This window comes from Sphingobacterium yanglingense, assembly GCF_004363245.1.
Lineage (GTDB): Bacteria > Bacteroidota > Bacteroidia > Sphingobacteriales > Sphingobacteriaceae > Sphingobacterium > Sphingobacterium yanglingense.
Map to the genome: position 1 here is coordinate 450,531 of NZ_SNYV01000013.1, position 20,928 is coordinate 471,458.

At 39.8% G+C, this 20,928-nt stretch carries 18 protein-coding genes and 1 tRNA gene; 13 read left to right on the forward strand and 6 right to left on the reverse strand.

Going from position 1 to position 20,928, the window contains the following annotated elements; genetic code table 11:
• Positions 1–145: 145 nt before the first annotated feature.
• On the reverse strand, positions 146–1,156 hold the full coding sequence (locus CLV99_RS10230) for a WD40/YVTN/BNR-like repeat-containing protein (protein WP_133584406.1): 1,011 nt from the start codon (positions 1,154–1,156) through the stop codon (positions 146–148).
• A gap of 7 nt (positions 1,157–1,163) precedes the next feature.
• A complete protein-coding gene (locus CLV99_RS10235; protein WP_133584591.1) occupies positions 1,164–1,823 on the reverse strand; it encodes a YceH family protein in 660 nt (219 codons plus the stop codon).
• Positions 1,824–2,214: 391 nt separating this feature from the next.
• On the opposite strand from CLV99_RS10235, the gene CLV99_RS10240 reads away from it, so the two are divergent.
• The 3 genes from CLV99_RS10240 to CLV99_RS10250 are packed head-to-tail and all read left to right on the forward strand — an operon-like array spanning position 2,215 to position 5,326.
• Positions 2,215–3,120, forward strand: coding sequence for a histone deacetylase family protein (locus CLV99_RS10240; RefSeq protein WP_246032734.1), 906 nt, complete (start codon positions 2,215–2,217; stop codon positions 3,118–3,120).
• A gap of 30 nt (positions 3,121–3,150) precedes the next feature.
• The gene (locus CLV99_RS10245) at positions 3,151–4,212 is read left to right on the forward strand and encodes a nucleoid-associated protein (RefSeq protein ID WP_133584407.1); all 1,062 of its coding nucleotides are present in this window, start codon (positions 3,151–3,153) and stop codon (positions 4,210–4,212) included.
• Entirely contained in the window at positions 4,196–5,326 is a 1,131-nt protein-coding gene (locus CLV99_RS10250; RefSeq protein WP_133584408.1) for a DUF3810 domain-containing protein, read from the forward strand. The genes CLV99_RS10245 and CLV99_RS10250 overlap by 17 nt, the downstream gene beginning before the upstream one ends.
• A gap of 27 nt (positions 5,327–5,353) precedes the next feature.
• On the opposite strand, the gene CLV99_RS10255 is transcribed toward CLV99_RS10250, so the two are convergent.
• Positions 5,354–5,986 (reverse strand): NUDIX hydrolase, encoded by a 633-nt coding sequence (locus CLV99_RS10255; RefSeq protein WP_133584409.1) that lies wholly within the window; start codon positions 5,984–5,986, stop codon positions 5,354–5,356.
• On the opposite strand from CLV99_RS10255, the gene pyrE reads away from it, so the two are divergent.
• The 4 genes from pyrE (at position 5,985) to trxB (ending at position 9,231) form a co-directional block, all read left to right on the forward strand.
• Complete coding sequence (gene pyrE, locus CLV99_RS10260; RefSeq protein ID WP_133584410.1) at positions 5,985–6,632, forward strand: orotate phosphoribosyltransferase; 648 nt, start codon at positions 5,985–5,987, stop codon at positions 6,630–6,632. The genes CLV99_RS10255 and pyrE overlap by 2 nt on opposite strands.
• A gap of 81 nt (positions 6,633–6,713) precedes the next feature.
• Positions 6,714–7,109 carry an SRPBCC family protein gene (locus CLV99_RS10265; RefSeq protein ID WP_133584411.1) on the forward strand — a complete coding sequence of 132 codons (396 nt, stop codon included), beginning with the start codon at positions 6,714–6,716 and terminating at the stop codon, positions 7,107–7,109.
• A gap of 197 nt (positions 7,110–7,306) precedes the next feature.
• Positions 7,307–8,248 (forward strand): 3'-5' exonuclease, encoded by a 942-nt coding sequence (locus CLV99_RS10270; RefSeq protein ID WP_133584412.1) that lies wholly within the window; start codon positions 7,307–7,309, stop codon positions 8,246–8,248.
• Positions 8,249–8,268: 20 nt separating this feature from the next.
• Positions 8,269–9,231 (forward strand): thioredoxin-disulfide reductase, encoded by a 963-nt coding sequence (trxB, locus tag CLV99_RS10275; protein ID WP_133584413.1) that lies wholly within the window; start codon positions 8,269–8,271, stop codon positions 9,229–9,231.
• 57 nt (positions 9,232–9,288) lie between these two features.
• Here the strand turns inward: trxB and CLV99_RS10280 are convergent, their stop codons facing one another.
• Both CLV99_RS10280 and clpB read right to left on the reverse strand, forming a co-directional pair.
• The gene (locus tag CLV99_RS10280) at positions 9,289–9,654 is read right to left on the reverse strand and encodes a DUF4180 domain-containing protein (protein WP_133584414.1); all 366 of its coding nucleotides are present in this window, start codon (positions 9,652–9,654) and stop codon (positions 9,289–9,291) included.
• A 127-nt stretch (positions 9,655–9,781) separates the two neighbouring features.
• On the reverse strand, positions 9,782–12,391 hold the full coding sequence (gene clpB / locus CLV99_RS10285) for an ATP-dependent chaperone ClpB (protein ID WP_133584415.1): 2,610 nt from the start codon (positions 12,389–12,391) through the stop codon (positions 9,782–9,784).
• Between the two features lie 265 nt (positions 12,392–12,656).
• On the opposite strand from clpB, the gene CLV99_RS10290 reads away from it, so the two are divergent.
• The 6 genes from CLV99_RS10290 to CLV99_RS10315 all read left to right on the forward strand — a co-directional run bounded on the left by CLV99_RS10290 (position 12,657) and on the right by CLV99_RS10315 (position 18,854).
• Positions 12,657–12,729, forward strand: a tRNA-Thr gene (locus tag CLV99_RS10290).
• Positions 12,730–13,004: 275 nt separating this feature from the next.
• Positions 13,005–13,706, forward strand: coding sequence for an ABC transporter ATP-binding protein (locus CLV99_RS10295; RefSeq protein WP_133584416.1), 702 nt, complete (start codon positions 13,005–13,007; stop codon positions 13,704–13,706).
• A complete protein-coding gene (locus CLV99_RS10300; protein WP_133584417.1) occupies positions 13,699–14,946 on the forward strand; it encodes an ABC transporter permease in 1,248 nt (415 codons plus the stop codon). The genes CLV99_RS10295 and CLV99_RS10300 overlap by 8 nt, the downstream gene beginning before the upstream one ends.
• A gap of 1 nt (position 14,947) precedes the next feature.
• Positions 14,948–16,216, forward strand: coding sequence for an ABC transporter permease (locus tag CLV99_RS10305; RefSeq protein ID WP_133584418.1), 1,269 nt, complete (start codon positions 14,948–14,950; stop codon positions 16,214–16,216).
• A gap of 61 nt (positions 16,217–16,277) precedes the next feature.
• Positions 16,278–17,375, forward strand: a complete 1,098-nt coding sequence (locus CLV99_RS10310; protein ID WP_133584419.1) for an efflux RND transporter periplasmic adaptor subunit — start codon at positions 16,278–16,280, stop codon at positions 17,373–17,375.
• Positions 17,376–17,483: 108 nt separating this feature from the next.
• Positions 17,484–18,854, forward strand: a complete 1,371-nt coding sequence (locus CLV99_RS10315) for a TolC family protein (protein ID WP_211348500.1) — start codon at positions 17,484–17,486, stop codon at positions 18,852–18,854.
• Positions 18,855–18,923: 69 nt separating this feature from the next.
• Here CLV99_RS10315 and CLV99_RS10320 read toward each other — a convergent pair whose 3' ends face one another.
• A complete protein-coding gene (locus CLV99_RS10320; RefSeq protein ID WP_133584421.1) occupies positions 18,924–20,834 on the reverse strand; it encodes an ABC-F family ATP-binding cassette domain-containing protein in 1,911 nt (636 codons plus the stop codon).
• Positions 20,835–20,928 lie beyond the last annotated feature (94 nt).

The following is a 20,928-nucleotide window of genomic DNA, read 5'->3' on the forward strand; positions in this document are numbered from 1 at the left end:
TTCTTAGAACTAATAAAGACCGAAATTATCAATATTTTCCACCTTTATATTGTGATAGTAGCCAAAATTAAAATCTGAATTGGAATTAAGAGCTTTGATTTTGAGACAGCTTAATTAATTTGACGTATGAAGGGGAAGATATATGTTATATTAATAGTTTAAAAATATTACCATTAGACCCCGTTAGGTAAATTGTTTTGCCGTCGGGGCTTTTGCTAATCGTGTTAAAGCTATCCTGGGATATGTTTTTCCAGTTCATGCCTCCATCGTAGGAAATGTCTGTGCCGGATGTCCCGGTAGTCAGTACAATATTTTCGGTGATATAACATACATCAGAACGGTAACCTTGTACAGGGGTGTCTGGTTTGAACCAGTTTTTGCCTGCATCGTTTGTCAAAAGTATACTATTACTATTGTCCTGATCGGATAGGTAATCGCCACCTACTGCAATTCCAGTATTGGGATTGATGAAATCAATAGCAAATATTCCTGTGGAAGCTTTACCCGATAGGATCGGACAATCGTATTTGTCTACGCGGAGGGCTTTGGGGTTGAAGTCAAAAAAACTAGCATATTTTCCACCTGTGCCAATGTACAGGTGGTTTTTCCATTGTTTCATCGAGGATCCCGAAGCTGCAAAAGCGGCTTCACCCGAATCGGCAAACAGGATGAACTCATTGCTTACATCTTTCCATGAATTTCCTTTGTCTGTTGTCTTTAAGAGTTGAAAGGCACCATCGATAGGATCACCTAAGATATAGCCAATTTTTCCATCAAAGGTTAGATCATCAAGAAAAATCTCAGGCCTGTTATCTTCATACACTTTGGCCCATGTTTTTCCAGCGTCTTTAGTTTTTAGAACAATAGCTGGAGAGCCTACGCCCATGATTAGGGCTTCCTTTTTGTTGATGACAGCTATATCTCTGAAGTCAATATTTTCATATCCTACAGGGTTTACCCAATGCCAACTTTTACCTTTATCTGAGGAGTAGCCTACAGTTCCTTTGCTTCCCGATACCCATACGATTTCTTTTCCATAGGTTGCCAATCCTCTGAAGCTAGAGGGTTTGTTTTCTACTAGAGGTACAAAGGTCTGGGCGGCGCTTGTTGTTAGTATGCCAAGTGCTCCGGCAATCAGGGAGATTGTTATTTTCATTCTTTTGTTAGCTTAATTCTGCCATAAGCTTATTGAACTCTTCGCGTAAGGTAGATAGTTCGGTCTCTAATGTGGCTACACGTTCTTCTAAGGCTTGTACTTGGGAGCTTGATCCTGTGGTGGTCGGTATTGAATTTGCCTCGTAGTCTTCTTCGTCAAATTGTCCAAAAAGGTGGATATATCGGGCTTCTTTCTGTCCAGGACGTTTGGCTAGGAGTCTGACGTAAGGAGTTTCTTCTTCTGAAAGCTTGTTTAATAACTCTTGTACTTCATCCAGTGTTTCAAATTCATAAAGACGCCCTGAGTTAGAGTTGATCTCTCCTGCAGTGAGGGGGCCTCTTAAGAATAATAGACATAATGCTGCTAATTCGGCAGGGACTAAGGGGTATTGAATAGCTATGTTGTGTTTGTATTTGGTGACACGTGATCCTCCGCCTACAACAGTAGATACTAATCCACGACGTTTTAAACCATCTAATGTGCTGATGATCGTGCTTTCGTCATAGTTGACTACAGGTTTGCGTGATGTTTTCTGGTTACAGGCTGCTTGAAGACTGTTGATGGTCATAGGGTAATATTCGGGGGTAGTTTTTGACTTTTCCAACAGGCATCCTAAGACGCGAATCTCTTCTGAGCTTAATTGAGGTAAAGTTTTTATTTCTTCCATTGTTGTATGTAAAGTATAATTGTTTTCTAAGATAGTAAACTTCTCGCTCAAGCCGCGAGTGGCTCTTACTTTTTTCCGTAAAAAGTAAGCAAAACTCATCGCTTCAAAGTTTTGCAACAACGTGTATCTATTCCTGCAGTTTTGCAAAACTTTGGAGGCGATAAAAGAAGAAAATGTAAGGGTTTTGCTTTAAATTGGTATTATCATAGAATTCTGAGGAATCACGAACTTCTAAAGTTTGGATATCTTCCTTTCCAAGCTTGTAGATTTAACTTCGTTGAGCGCTTCAGGCTTTTCTGTTTCTCTACGCTGCAACAGAGATGGGGAAGAAGTAAATAATTCCCTGAATTATTTACTTCTTTGTATTTTCGTGGGCTGAAAATATAACGAATTGCTTAAAATCGCTCATCATACCAAATATGTTCACCCTGTGCGTGAGGGGCATCGCTTTCCGATGTTGAAGTATGAACTGATTCCTGAGCAGCTCTGCTACGAGGGGCTGGTGTCCGCTGTTAATTTTTTTGAACCGGAGATGGTTGATTTTGAAACGGCAGCGCTGGCTCATGATGTGGACTATTTGCGTCGACTGTTCGATTTGACGTTGGATGCTAAGATGGTACGACGTATAGGTTTTCCTTTGTCTCAGGAATTGGTAGAGCGGGAGCGTTATTTGGTGGATGGTACCTTGAAATCTGCTTTGTTTGCGTTGGAGTATGGTATTTCCTTCAATGTGGCCGGTGGTACACATCATGCTGGACGTAATTTTGGAGAGGGGTTCTGTTTGATGAACGATCAGGCGATAGCGGCGGCTTACCTGTTGAAACAGGGGTTGGCAACGCGTATTTTGATTATCGACCTCGATGTGCATCAGGGTAATGGTACGGCGCATATCTTTGAAGGAGTTTCTCCAGTCTATACTTTTTCGATGCATGGAGACAAGAATTTTCCTTTTATCAAGGAGCGCTCGGATAGGGATGTCGCTTTGGAGGATGGTATTACAGATGACTTGTATTTAAAGCTACTAAGCGAGAATCTTGCCTTTCTTTTTGAAACGGTTAATCCTGATTTTGTTTTTTATCAAGCAGGTGTGGATATCTTAGGTTCGGACAAGCTTGGGAAACTGAAAGTGTCTGCTGCTGGATGCCGAGAGCGGGATCGGATGGTGTTAGAAAGCTGTAAGGTGCATAAGGTTCCTGTTCAGATCAGTATGGGGGGAGGGTATTCGACTCAGATTCGTGATATTGTCAATGCGCATGTCGAAACCTATCGAGCAGCAATTGATATTTTTGATTTTTAACTTTTAACTTCTGACTTTAAATTTTATACTATGTTTTTTTATCAAGATGCCTCTTTTGAAAATTTATCCATACATCATGTCGGTAATAAAGCCAACGATGAGTTCTATATTCTATCGGAGGCGCCTGTGGATTTAGTCGGAGATGAGGTGTTACCAGATTTACTGATGCAGTACTTTATGAAACCTTTTGTCAAGGCTAATGAAGTGTATCGTTTTTTTCATCCGAATGAGGAATTGCAACTTAACGAAGTTTATCACTTTAGTAAGAAATTTTTCGATAGAGAGATTGATTTTCATGAATTTTCGCAACAGGTTACTAAGCATCTGTATGAGGTGTCCGAACACCCTAAGATTAAACCAGGCGAGGTGTATGTGGTATCGCTAAAGAATGTGCAGATGGAAGGGGAGGATTGGAATGCTGTGGGAATCTTTAAGTCAGAGAATAAAGAAGCTTATTTGAAAGTATACCCGGAGCAAGGGGGCTTTCAATTGAACTATGAGCAGGAGGCTATCAATATCAATAAACTGGATAAAGGGGTCGTTATTGTCAATACAGAAGCTGAAGAGGGATTTAAAGTTCTTGTCGTAGATCAGACCAATCAGTCGGAAGCAGTATATTGGAAAGATAATTTTCTACAGCTTAAATCGAGAAATGATAATTATCAGCAGACCGGTAACCTGATGAAGGTGTATAAAAATTTTGTCAACGAGAAGCTGGATGAGGTCTTTGAGTTGGAAACTGCGGATAAGATAGATCTTTTAAATCGGTCTATGAATTATTTTAAGACGAAGGAGACATTTGATAGTGCTGAGTTTGAAGAAGAGGTTATCGGTAATCCTCAGGCGGCGGGATTGTTTAATGAGTATAAACAGAATTTTGAAGATGAGTTTGATTTGCCTTTTCAGGCTAACTTTGAGATTGCTACACCCGCTGTAAAGAAAATGCAGTCTTCCTATAAATCGGTCATTAAGCTGGATAAGAATTTTCATGTTTATGTACATGGGAAACGGGAATATTTGGAACATGGGTATGATGAGGAGAAGGGAATGAACTACTATAAGTTGTATTACGAAAATGAGAGCGAGGGGTAATAACCGACATAATATTAAGTATTATGTGATTTTGGGAGGTGCGGTGCTTTTCCAATTTGTACAGTTCTTGTTGAAAGACCAGCCGGAATGGATAGAACGGTATTATTCGCGAGGGTTCTATCCGCTGTTTTCTTATTTGTCTGTTATTCTCTTTTCTTGGGTTCCGTTTAGTGTGGGAGATTTACTTTATTTCCTATTTGTCCTCGTTATTGTGGGTTTATTTATAGGGATAATGCGGTCTTTGGTAAAAAAGAACTGGCAGAAAGGAGGGCGATATGCATTGCGTCTTTTGACTTTCCTTTGTGCGCTTTATACTTTGTTTTATGTGAATTGGGGGCTTAATTATTATAGGTTACCCATTACCAAGCACCTGGGGCTAGATGTCGATGAGACGCATGCGGATGATTATAGGGATGTGCTGGGAAAGTATATTGTGATGGCTAATACCTTGCGGGATCAGCTGGATGTAAAAGGTCAGTCCCGATTGGGGGTGAGGGTGGATCTACAGGAGTATATCCGGCAGGATACTGTGTTTACTCCTTTGCTTTCCAAGACTCAGGTGCATGCTAAAAGTCCTTTGTCGAGTGCATTGGTTTCTTACTTTACGGTGTCTGGATATTTCAATCCGTTTAGTATGGAGGCTCATGTCAATCAGGAGATTCCTAATTCTTCATACCCTTTTGTGTATGTGCACGAGTTGGCTCATCAAATGGGGATTGGATTTGAAGATGAGTGTAATTTTATTGCTTTTCGCTTATTGGTGGATCATGAAAATAGATGGTACAGATATGCCGCGTATTATGCTGCGATACAGAGCCTCTTGAAGCCTTTGTACGGGAATAAAGAGCAATTGGAGCGTGTTCGTAATATGCTGTCTGAAAAAGTACGTGCAGATTTTAAGGAGGAGTATGCTTTTTGGCAATCCAAGTATGGTTGGGTTGAGCAGCTTACCAATCTGTTTTATAATCAATATCTACAGCATAACAATCAGCCCGAGGGGTTGGCGCGCTATGATATGATGGCAAAGCTTATCGTTGCTTGGGAAAAGCAAAAGCGCCATGAATTATCTGCTCCGGATCTAGGGAAGTTATATGCTCCTCCAGTAGTTAAGTAAGGCTATCGGAGGAGCTGTAATCCTGTTTTAGGCTACTGTTTTTTTCTTTTTCTTCTTCTTGATTTTTTCTATAATTTCAGTAATTAGAGGGTAGGTGTTGCCTTCTACTTTATCTAATTCCCTTGGGTCAAGCCAGATTGCTTGTGTGATGTCTTCTTCGGTTTGCGGGATTAATTTAGGGACTTTGTTTACACCCATTCCATACCACTTGGTTTGTTTTAGGACAAATTTGCCCCGCATGTAATAGGTGTGGTAGGTTGTTGCAATTTTAGGGCCTAAATAGTTCACTTTGATGCCGCATTCTTCTTCGACTTCACGGAGAGCAGCATCTTTCATTTTTTCGGACTCTTCGACCTTTCCTTTCGGTAAATCCCATTTGTCGAGTCTGTAAATAAAAAGGTAATCCCCTTCTCCATTTTTTACCAATCCACCTGCTGCATGAATTATTTTTACAGTAGATAGTATGTTTTTTAACACTTGGTTAATGTTTGGGTGTACATAGAGGTAAGTTATGTCATTGTTTTTCGTGATACTGTTGAAAAGTTTTTCTAGATCAATATCTTGTAAACCAATAGTTTGTACGTTCCCTTTGATAGAAGGGGCAAAATCTGCTAAAATTAGCAGGCTTTGGTTCATATAAATTTTATAAATTTGTGCCATGAATAATTTTAATGAGGTTGAACAAAAAATTGCTGAATCCTTATTGCAAATTAAAGCAATAAAATTACAACCTAAAAGTCCTTTTACATGGGCATCAGGGTGGAAGTCTCCAATTTACTGTGATAATCGTGTCGCATTATCGCATCCAGCTATTCGTACGTATATACGTCAAAAGCTTTCTCAGTTAATCCAAGAGGAGTTTGGATCGGTAGATATGATATCGGGTGTGGCAACAGCAGGAATACCTCAGGGTGTATTGGTTGCACAGGATTTAGGTTTGCCTTTTTCTTATGTACGTGCTAGTGCGAAAGAGCATGGCCGTCAAAATTTAATCGAGGGAGAGGTTGTCTCAGGACAGCGTGTAGTCGTTATCGAGGATCTCGTCTCTACTGGAAAAAGCTCATTGCAAGCAGTAAAAGCTTTGCGTGATGCAGGATGTAATGTTGTTGGATTGGTTTCTATCTTTACGTACGGTCTAGATGTAGCAACAACAAACTTTGCTGAGGCAAAATGCCCATTATTCAGTCTATGTGACTATAATGCCCTTATCCATGTTGCAGTAGATAAGAGTTATGTTCTAGAGGCTGATATTGCTGTTTTAGAACAGTGGCGTGTGGATCCAGCGAACTGGACGTCTGAAGTTTAAAGATAGAGTTACATTGGTGACAAAGGTTATGAAAGTTACAAACGAGATCTCTGTCACTTTAAAATATTAATTTTAGAAGAGATGACTATTATCCAGAACAACGTAGTAATAAATAAGCCTATAGGCGATGTTTATGCTTTCTTGGCTGATTTGAACAACCACGAGCAGCTGATGCCTGAGAATATTTATAATTGGACATCGACTGTGGACGAGGCTCGCTTTACCATTAAAAATATGGCGAAACTAGCCCTGAAGATCAGTCAGCGTGTTGAGAACAAAGAGATTGTTTGTGTGCCTTCTGAAGAGGCTCCTTTTGAAATCAAATTGGCTTGGAGATTGGAAGAGCAGGGTGCAGGAACTAAAGCTACGTTTGTCATCGAAGCACAGCTTAATATGATGATGAAAATGATGGCTTCGGGACCTTTACAAAAATTGGTCGATCATCAGGTTCAACGGTTGAAAGAGACGTTAGGATAGTAAAGATTGTTTTATCAAAAAATAATGAAGGGTAGATTTGTTTCTACCCTTTTTTTTATTCGCCGAAAGTTGTGGATAATAGGGGAAATTGGTGTAAAATTTTTGGTTTTGAAACGTTTTTATTGACAGGAGAGTGATATTGTAACGATTTGGATTCAGTATTTTTGTATATACAGATTTAGAATTATCTTTAGCCCATGGAATTAAATTTGAGAAGACCGTTAGCCTTTTTTGACTTAGAAACTACAGGTGTAAATATTGCTACGGACAAGGTTGTTGAGATTGCTATCGTAAAAATATTACCTGGCGGTGGCGAGGAAGTATACACAAAAAAGGTTAATCCCGGGATTCCAATTCCAGCAGCGTCATCGTTGTTTCACGGCATTTATGATGAGGACGTAAAAGACCTGCCACTCTTTAAAGAATTGGCACAAGAGATTGCTGATTTTATAGGAGATGCTGACTTAGCAGGGTATAATTCCAATAAATTCGATGTCCCTATGCTGATGGAAGAGTTCTTAGCAGCGGGAGTTGATTTCTCTTTGGAAGGACGTGCTTTTATCGATGTACAGAATATATTCCATCAAATGGAGCAGCGTACGCTGAAGGCGGCTTACCGTTTCTATTGCGATCAAAGTTTGGAGAATGCGCATCAAGCTGAGGCAGATGTCCGTGCTACTTATGAGGTGCTTAAAGCGCAGTTGGACAAATATAATGGAGTTGCTTTTGAAGATAAGCATGGAGACGTATCTTACCCTGTAGTGAATGATGTTCAGGCACTACATACGTTTACAAACCTGTCCAAGCCTGTTGATTTTGCGGGCCGTTTGGTCTACAATGAAGAGGGGGAGGTGACTATTAATTTTGGTAAGCATAAAGGTAAAAATGTGACGGATGTATTTGATGTAGAACCAAGTTACTATGCCTGGATGCAAAATGGAGATTTTCCACGTTATACTAAAAAGGTGTTAGAGAATATCTGGAATGCATATAAGAGCCAGAAAAAAGAAGTAAAAACAAAAGAGGCTACTGAGGGGGGAGGTCATGTGAAACGTGAGTTTAAGAAAAAGGTAGACGAGCCTAGTAAACCTATAACGAATGATATGTTAAAGGGGTTGCAAGATAGATTTGGGAAGTAATATAGAATAATAGAAAATAGATGAATACACAACAAGAGATTGAACACGTAAAATGTCTAATCATTGGCTCAGGTCCGGCTGGATATACTGCAGCTATTTATGCGGCGCGTGCCGATTTGAAGCCTGTCGTTTATACAGGTATAGTACCTGGAGGACAGTTGACTCAGACTACTGAGGTGGACAACTTTCCAGGGTATCCGCAAGGTGTAACTGGTCCAACGATGATGGACGATCTTCGTGCGCAAGCAGAACGCTTCGGAACAGATGTGCGTTTTGGTTATGCTACTAAAGTTGATTTCTCTAAAGAAGGTGGTATACACACTGTTGTTATTGATGGTGTGAAAACTGTTACTGCAGAGACTGTGATTATTGCTACTGGTGCTACAGCTAAATATTTAGGACTGCCTTCTGAGCAATTATATATGGGTGGTGGTGTTTCGGCATGTGCCGTATGTGATGGGTTCTTCTACAAAGGACAGGATGTGGCTATCGTTGGAGCTGGAGATACAGCGGCTGAGGAAGCTACTTATTTAGCTAAGCTATGTAATAAGGTACATATGTTAGTTCGCCGTGACGAGTTCCGTGCTTCAAAAGCAATGGTGCACCGTGTAATGAACACGAAGAATATTGAAGTTCACTATATGAGCGAAGCACAAGAAATCCTAGGTGACGGTCAGGTGGTTACAGGTGTACGTGTATTGAATAACCAAACAAAAGAAACCAAAGACTTAGAGGTAACAGGTTTCTTTGTCGCTATTGGACATCAGCCAAACACAGAGTTGTTCAAAGACGTTTTAGATATGGACGAGACTGGTTATTTGATTACAAAACCAAATATTACAGCTACTAATATCCCTGGTGTATTTGCTTGTGGTGATGTACAGGATAATGTATACCGTCAAGCAATTACTGCTGCAGGTACAGGATGTATGGCAGCTTTAGAAGCTGAACGCTATTTAGCTGCTAAAGAAGACGGTGAATAGTAACTGTTTTTCAAATAAAAAAGGGGATTTTTCAAAAGAAAATCCCCTTTTTTTATTTTAATGTAGTCCACCAAAGAGTTCGAGTGCTTCTTCTCTTGAGGATACAAAGTGGATTCGTTTCATGCGATTGCTCTCCCGTATGAAGTCTTGCAAACTTTTGCTTTCATAAACTGTAAAATCTCCTACTATAGCGAGGTAGGCTTGATAGGTGGAGAATTTTTGAAGGATATCACCTGCTAGTTTGGTTTTTAGATTAAAGAAGTTTGGAGTGATATTCTCTTGATATAAAATCAATTTGTCTGCATCACTATAGAGGCAGTTCATCATCAGATTTAATGCATCTTCCTGATTTTGAATAAAAGTTGCTTCTCCTGTTATCTCTGCAATCTTGCCCTGTTTGGCCGGTATGTAATTGATTTCCATAGCTCGTTTTGTCTGTTGCTCTAAAAATGTGCTTATCGTAAAGATAAGCAAATGAAAGGCTATAAAAAAAGGACTATTTTTTTTGAAATAGCCCTTTTGTATTTGATTTTAAATCCGAAATGGTGCTTTATGTGTTGGACTGTTCGTTTTTATTGATAAATACAAACTTTCCGTCAAAGACATCCAACTGTATGATAGAATCACTCGTTACGTTACCGGCCAGAATTTCCTTGGATAGCTCATTAAGGATGCGTTTCTGAATGACACGCTTCAGTGGTCGGGCACCATAGATTGGGTCGTAACCAAGCTGTGCTAACCAGTCTAACGCATCTTCGGATGCGGACAAGAATATATTCTGCTCTGCGAGCTGTCTTTGTACACGGTCAAACTGCATGCGTACAATGCTTCCGATTTCATTTCGGCTCAATGGGGTAAACATGATGATTTCATCAATTCTGTTCAAAAACTCCGGACGTATGGATTTTTGAAGAAGTTCAAAAACTTCGTCTTTTGTTTTTGCAACAACTTCATCTCTATTGGTATCCGTCAAGGTCGCAAAATTCTCTTGAATCAAATGCGAACCCGTATTGGATGTCATGATAATGATGGTGTTTTTGAAGTTTACTACCCTTCCTTTATTATCCGTAAGGTGGCCGTCATCTAATACCTGCAGCAAGATGTTAAATACATCTGGATGGGCTTTCTCTATTTCATCGAGAAGAACCACCGAGTATGGACGGCGTCTTACAGCTTCCGTAAGCTGTCCACCTTCATCGTAACCAACATATCCCGGAGGCGCTCCTATTAACCGGGATACAGCATGACGTTCTTGATATTCGGACATGTCGATCCTAACAAGGGCATGTTCGTCATCAAAAAGAAATTCTGCCAACGCTTTTGCTAGCTCTGTCTTACCGACACCTGTAGTTCCCAAGAATATAAATGAACCTATCGGTTTTTTGGCATCACTTAAGCCTGCTCTCGAGCGACGTATGGCATCAGAAATAGCTTCGATAGCTTCTTCTTGACCGGCTACCCGTTTGTGAAGCTCCTCTTCTAGATTCAATAGTTTTTGACGCTCAGATTGCACCATTTTGTTTACAGGTATGCCGGTCCATCTGGACACGACGTCGGCGATGTCTTCCGAGGTCACTTCTTCTTTCAGCATACGGCTGCTCTGTTGTTTTTCGTTGAGTTCAGCTTTTAGTTTTTCGGCATTGTCCTGTGCTTCTTTGATTTTTCCGTAACGTAGTTCAGCTACCTTTCCGTAATCACCTGCTCGTTCGGCTTGGTCGGCTTCGAGTTTGTAGTCCTCAATGTTTTGCACCTCTTGGTTGACTCGGTCTACCAGTGTTTTTTCGGATTGCCAAGCCGCTTTTAGTGAATCGCGTTCACTGGATAGATTTGCGATTGTTTCTGATAGTTCAGCTACTTTCTTATCATCATTTTCCCGTTTTATAGCTTCCCGTTCGATTTCGAGCTGCATGATACGGCGTTCCAGTTCATCAACTGCTTCTGGGACGGAATCCATCTCCAGGCGTAATTTGGAAGCGGCTTCGTCGATTAAATCAATCGCCTTGTCTGGTAGGAAGCGGTCTGTTATATAACGTTGTGATAATTCTACAGCAGCTATGATGGATTCATCGAGTATCCGTACTTTGTGGTGTGTTTCATAACGTTCCTTAAGCCCTCTTAAAATAGAAATAGCATCTTGCGTATCAGGCTCTTCGACCATCACCTTTTGGAAGCGACGTTCGAGGGCCTTGTCTTTTTCAAAATACTTTTGGTATTCATTGAGTGTGGTGGCACCTATAGCACGGAGTTCACCACGAGCTAGTGCTGGTTTTAGAATGTTTGCGGCATCCATAGCACCTTCTCCACCGCCCGCACCAACTAAGGTGTGGATTTCGTCGATGAATAGGATAATCTCGCCATCACTATCGGAAACCTCTTTTACTACGGCTTTTAATCGCTCTTCAAATTCGCCTTTGTATTTTGCACCTGCGATCAAGGCTCCCATATCTAATGAAAACACGGTTTTGTTCTTTAGATTTTCTGGCGCATCGCCCTTGATGATACGGTGTGCTATTCCCTCGGCAATAGCGGTCTTACCAACTCCTGGTTCCCCGACTAGAATAGGGTTGTTCTTGGTTCTGCGAGAAAGTATCTGCATTACTCTTCTGATCTCTTCGTCCCGCCCGATGACTGGATCTAATTTTCCGGACTCCGCGAATTCGTTTAGATTGCGTGCATACTTGCCTAAAGCATTATAAGTAGCTTCAGCATTCTGATCGGTCACTCTATTGTTACCGCGCAATTCCTTTATTGCAAGTTTTAAATCCTTTTCATTGACGCCTTGATCTTTTAAAAGTGCAGAAGTCTTGTCATTTGCTGCTAATAAGCTTAATAGCAGGTGTTCGACAGATATATATTCGTCGTTGAATTCTTTTAAATAACTCTGTGCTTTTTGCAGGACAGTAGATGTAGAATTGCTAAGATAAACGTTGGTACCGCTTACTTTTGGCAAGGATTCTATGAGCTTGTCTACTTCGGATGTGATGTATCCGATATTTACATTCAATTTTTTTAATAGATGACTTATTATATTTTCATCTACTGCTAATAATGCTTTTAATAGATGTGCGGGCTCAATAGCTTGTTGTTGATTGCCTACCGCAATCTCTGAAGCCTTTTGTATGGCTTCTTGTGCTTTGATTGTATAATTGTTGAAATTCATTTTTAATATGTTGAAATAAGGTGTTTACTATTTTATATGTAATTGTTAAACAAATTGAATGCCTTACGGTTTTTTTGAATTAAAATCTGAATTTTTGTCTTGTTTGATGCTGTTTAACTGTCAAATTTTCCGATTTGCGATAAATCTTATATTTTCGTGGTGAATTTCAAGGTATTATAATCCGTAATGGGTAAAATCACGTTTGGTACTTGCATAATCGCGTTAAACTTCTCATATTTGCACCGTTGAATCCAACAGGATTTACGCCTCCTTAGCTCAGCTGGTAGAGCAACTGACTTGTAATCAGTAGGTCATTGGTTCGATTCCGATAGGAGGCTCTTGAGAAACTCAGATGTTAAGACATCTGAGTTTTTTTGTTGTAGTCTGTTTTTACCTATATATTATTTCTTTTATAGTCTTTTTGTTAACCTTAAGTTGAATTTTAAGAGAATTTCGTGTTTTTATTCGAAAACAAATGTATTTCCCTTGCAAAATGGAGCTGAAATAGGTATTTTCATTTCCAATTATTATAGAAATGTTCCGATGGGTATCTATAGTAGTAAGTCCTTGAAGCCGAAAATAGTAACTTTAAGTAATTTTAAAAAGATGGTAGATGATAGAAATTAAAGATCTGCACAAGTCATATCAAATGGGGAAAAACTCTTTACATGTTCTTAAAGGTATTGATTTTATGGTTAAGGAGGGGGAGTTTGTTTCTATTATGGGAAGTTCCGGCTCGGGTAAGTCTACACTTTTGAACATTATCGGTATTCTTGATGAGGCCGATAGTGGTACTTATATGTTAGATGGTGTTCCTATTAAGAATCTTAATGAGACGATCGCTTCCCGTTATCGAAACAAGTTTTTAGGCTTCGTTTTCCAGTCGTTTAACCTTATCAATTATAAAAGCGCTTTGGACAATGTAGCGCTGCCTTTGTATTATCAGGGGGTGGGGCGTAAGGAACGTATGGAGCGCTCCATGTATTATCTTGAAAAAGTCGGACTGGCAAATTGGGCTAAACATTTGCCCAGTGAAATGAGTGGGGGGCAAAAACAACGTGTGGCTATTGCTAGAGCTTTAGCCGCAGACCCCAAAGTATTACTTGCCGATGAGCCAACAGGAGCTTTGGATACCAAAACATCATATGAGGTAATGGAACTGATACAGCAAATCAATGATGAAGGAAAGACTGTTCTTATCGTAACACATGAGTCTGATATAGCAGAGATGACAAAGCGGATTGTGTTCCTTAAAGATGGGCAGATTGAGTCGGATAAACCCGTTAACCAAGTGAGAGCGTCACAATATGTTTAGCATAGAAAGATGGCAGGAGATATTTGAAGGATTGTTTAAGAACAAGCTTCGAACTGTTTTGACCGGAGTATCTGTGGCATCGGGAATTTTTATCTTGGTGATTCTCCTTGGTGCAGGTAATGGTATACAGAATGGTATTCAGAAGCAGTTTGAACAAGATGCTGTAAATCGTATTTCGGTTTGGCCCGGTATTACACAAAAGGAATATAATGGACTAGGAATTGGTCGTGAGATTCAACTTCATAATTCGGATTATACCACGGCATTGACACTTCTATCCGACTATATTGAATATAAATCTGCCGTTTACTCCGTCTGGAGCGGAAATATGGTATTTAAAAAAGAAACCGGAACATATAGGGTGGAAGGAGTGCATCCAGACTATCAATTTATCGAGAATGCTTCTGTTGTGAAAGGAAGGTTTCTTAATCAATCTGATATCACGAATTATGAAAAGCATGTTGTAATCGGGCAAAAGGTCGCTAATGATTTGTTTAAGGGGGAAGAGGTGTTGTTGGGACAGGAACTAAGCATTTCGGGTACTATTTATAAGGTAATTGGGGTTTTTACGGATCCTGGAGGTGAAAGGGAGGAAAGCCGGGTGTATATTCCTATTTCGACTGCTCAACGTGCTTATAGTGCCGGAGACAAGATTCGTAGTATTGTTTTTACGCTAAGAAAGAATACTGATTTTGATAATGCAGTTGCTGAATCACATGAATTCACACAGAAGCTAGAAACCTTTCTTAGAGCACGGCATACTATTGCTCCTGATGATAAAGGGGCTTTGTATATTAATAACTCATTGGATCAGGCAAAGAATATTTACATAATAACTGGCGGTGTAAAGGCTTTCTTTTGGTTTGTGGGTATATGTACTATTATCGCTGGAGTGGTAGGGGTTGGGAACATCATGCTTATTATTGTAAAGGAAAGAACAAAAGAGATCGGTATACGCAAAGCTTTAGGGGCGTCTCCTTTTTCCATTATTTCTATGATATTACAAGAAGCGGTCTTTATTACGGTGGTAGCTGGTTTTTCTGGACTCGTTTTGGGATTGCTTGTGTGGGAGCTTGCAGGCCCCTCGATTGAAACTGATTTTTTTACGCGTCCTGAAGTTGATTTTAATGTTGCTATTACTACATTGGTTATTTTGGTGGTAGCGGGTGCTTTTGCGGGTTTTGTGCCTGCTTATAGAGCAGCCAAAATCAGACCGATTATTGCACTAAGGGGGGATTGATATGTTCAATAGAGATAACTGGAGTGAAATAATCGCAGCTCTTTCTGCTAATCCGTTTAGAACGTTGATCACCGCTTTTGGTGTGTTCTGGGGGATATTTATTTTAATCATACTATTGTCCGCGAGTCAGGGCTTACAGAATGGTATTAAGAGACAGATGGGAGGATTGTCCACGAATACGATGTTTATGTGGGCCAATTCTACCTCGAAACCTTATAAAGGGCTCCCTCAGGGGAGAAGTTTTAACTATAAAAATGGTGATGTAGAAGCTATCAAAGAGCGGATAGATGGTCTGCTATACGTGTCCCCAAGAAATCAGTTGGGGGGATTTGGTGGTAATAATAACGTAGTAAGAGGGACAAAAACGGGTGCTTACAATGTTTATGGTGATTATCCGGAGTTTATTTTGCAGCAGCCGATGGATATTGTGAAAGGGCGCTTTGTCAACTATGGTGATATTGATAGTAGACGAAAAGTTGCAGTGATAGGGGAAGGGGTGATTCGGGAGCTGTATATGCCTGAGGAAGAGGTCTTGGGGTCGTATATAAAGATACAAGGGGTTAATTTTATGGTGGTTGGTGTCTACAAGAGTATTTCTAATCTGGGGGGCAATGCTGAGGAAAGCCAGAAGGAGATCTTTGTGCCATTTACAACTTTTCAACAAGCATTTAATTATGGTGATGTGGTCGGATGGATGGCGATAACAGCAATAGAGGATATGCCGATTACAGATATCAAGCCGCGTATTTTCGATTTGTTAAAGCATAGGCATAGTATTAATCCTGAAGACGATCGGGCTATTGGGTATTTTGATTTGTATCAGGAGTTTAAAAAAATCAATGGTCTGTTCTCTATCTTGACTGCGGTTTCTTATTTCGTAGGTATTTTTATCTTAGTTTCTGGAATTATTGGAATTGTAAATATCATGCTGATTATCGTTAAAGAACGCACGCAGGAAATAGGGATCCGTAGAGCTTTGGGGGCGACGCCATGGATAATAATAAAACAGATACTCGCAGAGTCTGTTGTGCTATCACTTATCTCAGGAATGGCTGGGATTATTTTTGCATCATTTATACTGAGTTTTATTAACTGGGCTCTTGAGAAAGCGCCCAATGCCAATGAGATTCCGATTGTAAATCCAAGTGTGAGTTTGGGCGTAGTGGCCGCTGCTTTGTTGATATTGGTCTTCGCTGGGCTTTTGGCAGGATTAATCCCGGCAATTACAGCGGTGAAAGTAAAGCCAATTGATGCCTTACGGGTAGAGTAGGGCTAGGTGTGTTGTATATCGATTAAGATTTAAATATTGAACTTTAAACTAAAAATATAAGATGAAAAAAGGCTGTACGATTTCAATTTTAGTTTTTTTAGCACTTGCTTTTGCAGGTGCTTTAGTCTGGCTGTATCAGAAGAATAAACAACCGACGGTGATTTACGAGACAGTACAAGCTGAAATTCGCTCTATTTCTAAAAGTACGGTAGCTACCGGGAATATTAATCCCAAGGAAGAGGTGTTGATTAAACCGAATATCTCAGGTATTATCGACGTAGTTTATGTTGAGGCTGGGGATTATATCAAATCGGGAGACCTGATTGCAGAGATTAAGGTGGTGCCGAATGTCTCTAGCCTGAACCAAGCGAATAATCAGATTGAATCGGCTAAAATAGATTTGGAGAACCAAAAACGGATATTTGATCGTCAAAAGATGCTTTTTGATAAAGGCGTAATTTCAGCAAATGATTTTGATGCTGCGCAAACTACTTATAGACAGGCGCAACAGACTTATAGTTCTACGGTACAGAATGCGGAGATTATTAGGACGGGAACAACAACTGGGCTGGCGAGTATGGCGCAAACCCGGATTCGTTCGACGGTGTCAGGAATGGTATTGGATGTGCCGGTAAAAAAAGGAAACCAGGTCATTGAGGCTAATAATTTTAACGAGGGAACGACGATTGCGAGCCTTGCTGATGTCAGTAATATGATTTTTGAGGGAAAGCTGGATGAATCAGAGGTAGGTAAGATCCGGTTGGGCCTTCCTTTAGAAATCACTGTTGGCGCAATTGAAAACAAAAAGTTTCACGCTGTTTTGGATTATATAGCACCTAAAGGAGTAAATGAAAATGGAGCCATGCAGTTTCCGATCAAAGGAAATCTCATCAACAAGGATACGACGTTTATTCGTTCGGGATTGAGTGCTAATGCTTCTATTGTTTTAGAAAATGCTGAAAATGTATTGGCGCTCAAAGAGGGGGTAGTCCAGTACGATGATAAAACGAAGAAATCTTTTGTTGAAGTAGAGGTGGCTCCACAAAAGTTCGAGCGTAGAGATGTAGAACTTGGAGTGAGTGATGGGATTTATGTGGAAATAAGGAATGGGATTACTAAAGATAACAAGATTAAAATATGGAACCAAGTCAAGAAGTAATCCAAGCAGTTAACGGGGTGCCGTCATTTTATAGAATATTGGAAGCTCAATGGAGCTGACAAATAAAAGTTATAACTAGCGTATACTGAAGAAAGAAACATGAATATTGTGTCAAAAATAATTGCTATTGTTTGTCTTTTTGTGGCAAACGAAGCTTTCTCCCAAAAGAAATGGACATTGGAGGAATGTGTAGCTTACGCTATCGACAATAACGTTTCTATTGGACAGACTGAACTGGATAATAAGCTCGCTGAAATAGATAAGAAAGATGCTTTCGGAAGTTTTTTACCTAATGTGAATGCAAATGCTTCCCATTCTTGGAACAGAGGACTGAATACGAATATTACTACTGGTATCTTAGAAAATCAAACTACACAGTTCACTTCAATGGGGGCATCTCTAGGTATTGATCTTTTTAAGGGGATGCAGAATCAAAACCGTTTCAGAAAAGCAAAATTGGCATTGATATCTTCTCAATATCAACATCTGAAAATGGAGGAAGATGTGGCTTTGAATGTGGTTAATGCTTATTTGCAGGTTCTGTTCAACAAAGAGGCTGTCAAAGTTCAGACACAACAGTTTGAAACGGATAGTCTACAGTTGGTGCGTTCTGAGGTTCTGGTTGATGCGGGTATGATTCCTAGAGGGGATTTGTTTGATATTAAAGCTACTATTGCAACAGATAAACAGCGGATTATTGAGGCTCAGTATGCTTTGTTGATATCTAAAATGAGTTTGGCTCAACTGCTTCAGATGAAGGAGTTCAAAGATTTTGATATTGCAGATGTGGCGTACGAATTTCAAGTGAATAATATTTTATTAGAGGGACCTGAATCTATTTTTGGAAAAGCTAAGAATGAAAGAACCGAGCTGAAAATTGCGGAAAACAATGTGAAAATAGCTGAAAAGGAGATCGAAATAGCTAAAGGAGCCTATCTGCCTACGCTTAGTGGTTTTTATGGATTCAGTTCGCGTGTTTCATACGCTAAGATTCCAGATGGACAAGGTGGACTTAAGAATCCTCCTCCTTTTTTTGAGCAGTTTAATCTTTATAAAGGGCATAATTTTGGATTACAGTTGAGTATCCCGATTTTTAACGGATTTTCGACCCGTAATAATGTTTCAAGGTCTAAGGTGAACCTAGATAAAAGTAAATTGAATTTACAGCAGACGGAGCTTGATTTGGAGCGGAATATATATACAGCATATTCGGATGCTAAAGGGGCGTTGGAAACTTATATGGCAACGAAGGAAATGTTGAAAGCACGGGAAGAAGCGTTTCGCTATACAAAAGAACGTTATGAAAATGGAATGGCGACAGGGTTTGATTATAACCAGTCGCAGACGCTCTTGGTAAATATTCAATCCGATTTGTTAAGAACAAAATACGATTATCTGTTCCGCACAAAGATATTGGAATTTTATTTTGGTATTCCGATCATTAAGAGGGAGGTGCTTGAGGGGCAGGAATCTGATTAATTACCGTATGTTTTAATCGTTTGTAAGGTTAAAACATACGGTTAGGGGGGGGAGTGATCGGCGCACCGATTAGCTTTCTAATTCGATGATTTCCTCCGCAATTTTTTCCCAATCATTTTGTAGTTGTTGGTATTCTGCTTTAGTCGAATTGTATTTACGGGTTGTGTCCTGTAATTTGATCGCATCGGAATATATTTCCTCGTCAGCAAGTCGTATTTCTAATTCTTTAACATCTGCTTCCTTGAGTGCAATTTGTTGCTCTAATTGGGCCAATTCCTTGTTCTTTTTCAGGATTAGCTTTTTGTTGTCATCTGTAGGGGCTACCTTCTTCTCTTTTTTAGGTTCTTCTTTTATGACCTTTTTCTCTACCACTGGCTTCTGAACACGTTTTGAATTCCAGACTTCATATTCTTCATAGGTGCCTGGATACTCTTTGATTTCTTTGTCTTCGATAAACCATATTTTATTGGCTATATTATCTAAGAAATAACGGTCGTGAGATACCACAATCACTGTGCCCTCGTATTGTTGTAGCGCTTGGATCAGGATATTAACTGAAGCCATATCTAAGTGGTTCGTTGGCTCATCTAATACCAGGAAGTTGGCATCTGCAGTTAACGCTTTGGCTAATGCTACACGGGATTTTTCACCACCGGAGAGTACTTTGATTTTCTTGAAAGCATCATCTCCTGTGAATAAGAAACAGCCTAAAATAGAACGTAATTCTGTTTCTGTGTGTGTGGGTGCAAATGCCTGCATTTCGGCAATAATAGAATTTTCTAAGTGTAAAGCTTCCAATTGATGCTGTGCGAAGAATGTTTGCGAGACGTTGTGTCCCTGAGTAACTGTACCTTCAAAGTCTTTATCATCCTCTGCAACAATACGTAACAGTGTCGACTTACCTTTACCATTGGCACCGATTAAAGCAATTTTATCCCCTTTTTCTATGATAGCCTCTGTATTTCTAAGAATCTCGAGATTTGGATACGATTTAGAGATATTCTCCAAAGTCACGACATGACGTCCTGATGGCTTGGAAAATTTGAAGCTGAAGTTAACTTCAGGATTATCATCATCTACATCATCTACACGCTCCATTCTATCGAGTGCTTTGATTCTCGACTGGGCCATTTTAGCTTTTGAAGCTTTCGCACGAAATCGCTCGATTAGACGTTCTTCCTGTTTAATCTTGGCTTGTTGATTCTTGAATTGTCCAGCTTGTATCTCATTACGCAGAGATTTCTCTTCTAGGTAATAGGAGTAGTTTCCAGCGTATAATGTTAGTTTTCCTTTTCTCGATTCTACCGTTTTTTTGATAATGCGATCTAAAAAATACCTATCATGGGAAACAATGACTATCGCGCCATCAAAAGCTTGTAAGTAGTTTTCCAACCATTTGATAGAAGGTAAATCCATGTGGTTGGTGGGCTCATCCAACAGTAAGATGTCTGGTGTCTGTAATAAGATACGTGCCAACATCACACGCATACGCCATCCTCCAGAGAAAGTTGCAAGTGGTCTTTTTTGTTCTTCTTCTGAAAAGCCTAGACCGGCTAATATCTCGTGCGCCCGAAATTCAATATTGTATCCATCTAATGCTTCGAATTCCATTTGCTTATCGCTAAGCTTATTGAGGATGTCGTCGGAATAGTCAGTCTCTAGGCTTTTAAGTAAATTTTCAATTTCTAAATGCAATTGATTTTGGCGTTCGAAAGCCTCCATCGCTACATGCACGATGCTCTTGTCAGAATGGTAAGACAATAAATCTTGATTTAAGTAACCAATTTTTAAATCTTTCGCCATTGAAATGGAACCAGAGGTAGGTTTATATTGACCGACAATAAGTCGTAATAATGTTGACTTTCCAGCGCCATTTGCACCGATTAGACCAACTTTGTCACCTGGTTTGATGTGCCAGTTTGCCTCGTCGTACAAGGCTCTAGAGCCTATTTCAAATGTTAAATTGTTTATTGATATCATTTCGTATGTGTACTATTTGACTTTTAAAAGCCATACGGAATATCCAAATTTTAGTGTGCTCGTATCAGTCTAATGCGAGTTATAGATATTTCAA

Excerpts from the sequence above, each read along its gene's own strand:
- CLV99_RS10230 (WP_133584406.1), bottom strand. The coding sequence starts at position 1,156 with ATGAAAATAACAATCTCCCTGATTGCCGGAGCACTTGGCATACTAACA.
- CLV99_RS10305 (WP_133584418.1), top strand. The coding sequence starts at position 14,948 with ATGTTCAATAGAGATAACTGGAGTGAAATAATCGCAGCTCTTTCTGCT.
- CLV99_RS10280 (WP_133584414.1), bottom strand. The coding sequence starts at position 9,654 with ATGGAAATCAATTACATACCGGCCAAACAGGGCAAGATTGCAGAGATA.
- CLV99_RS10270 (WP_133584412.1), top strand. The coding sequence starts at position 7,307 with ATGGAATTAAATTTGAGAAGACCGTTAGCCTTTTTTGACTTAGAAACT.
- CLV99_RS10245 (WP_133584407.1), top strand. The coding sequence starts at position 3,151 with ATGTTTTTTTATCAAGATGCCTCTTTTGAAAATTTATCCATACATCAT.
- trxB (WP_133584413.1), top strand. The coding sequence starts at position 8,269 with ATGAATACACAACAAGAGATTGAACACGTAAAATGTCTAATCATTGGC.
- CLV99_RS10310 (WP_133584419.1), top strand. The coding sequence starts at position 16,278 with ATGAAAAAAGGCTGTACGATTTCAATTTTAGTTTTTTTAGCACTTGCT.
- CLV99_RS10300 (WP_133584417.1), top strand. The coding sequence starts at position 13,699 with ATGTTTAGCATAGAAAGATGGCAGGAGATATTTGAAGGATTGTTTAAG.
- CLV99_RS10255 (WP_133584409.1), bottom strand. The coding sequence starts at position 5,986 with ATGGCACAAATTTATAAAATTTATATGAACCAAAGCCTGCTAATTTTA.
- CLV99_RS10265 (WP_133584411.1), top strand. The coding sequence starts at position 6,714 with ATGACTATTATCCAGAACAACGTAGTAATAAATAAGCCTATAGGCGAT.
- CLV99_RS10320 (WP_133584421.1), bottom strand. The coding sequence starts at position 20,834 with ATGATATCAATAAACAATTTAACATTTGAAATAGGCTCTAGAGCCTTG.
- CLV99_RS10295 (WP_133584416.1), top strand. The coding sequence starts at position 13,005 with ATGATAGAAATTAAAGATCTGCACAAGTCATATCAAATGGGGAAAAAC.
- CLV99_RS10235 (WP_133584591.1), bottom strand. The coding sequence starts at position 1,823 with ATGGAAGAAATAAAAACTTTACCTCAATTAAGCTCAGAAGAGATTCGC.
- pyrE (WP_133584410.1), top strand. The coding sequence starts at position 5,985 with ATGAATAATTTTAATGAGGTTGAACAAAAAATTGCTGAATCCTTATTG.
- clpB (WP_133584415.1), bottom strand. The coding sequence starts at position 12,391 with ATGAATTTCAACAATTATACAATCAAAGCACAAGAAGCCATACAAAAG.
- CLV99_RS10250 (WP_133584408.1), top strand. The coding sequence starts at position 4,196 with ATGAGAGCGAGGGGTAATAACCGACATAATATTAAGTATTATGTGATT.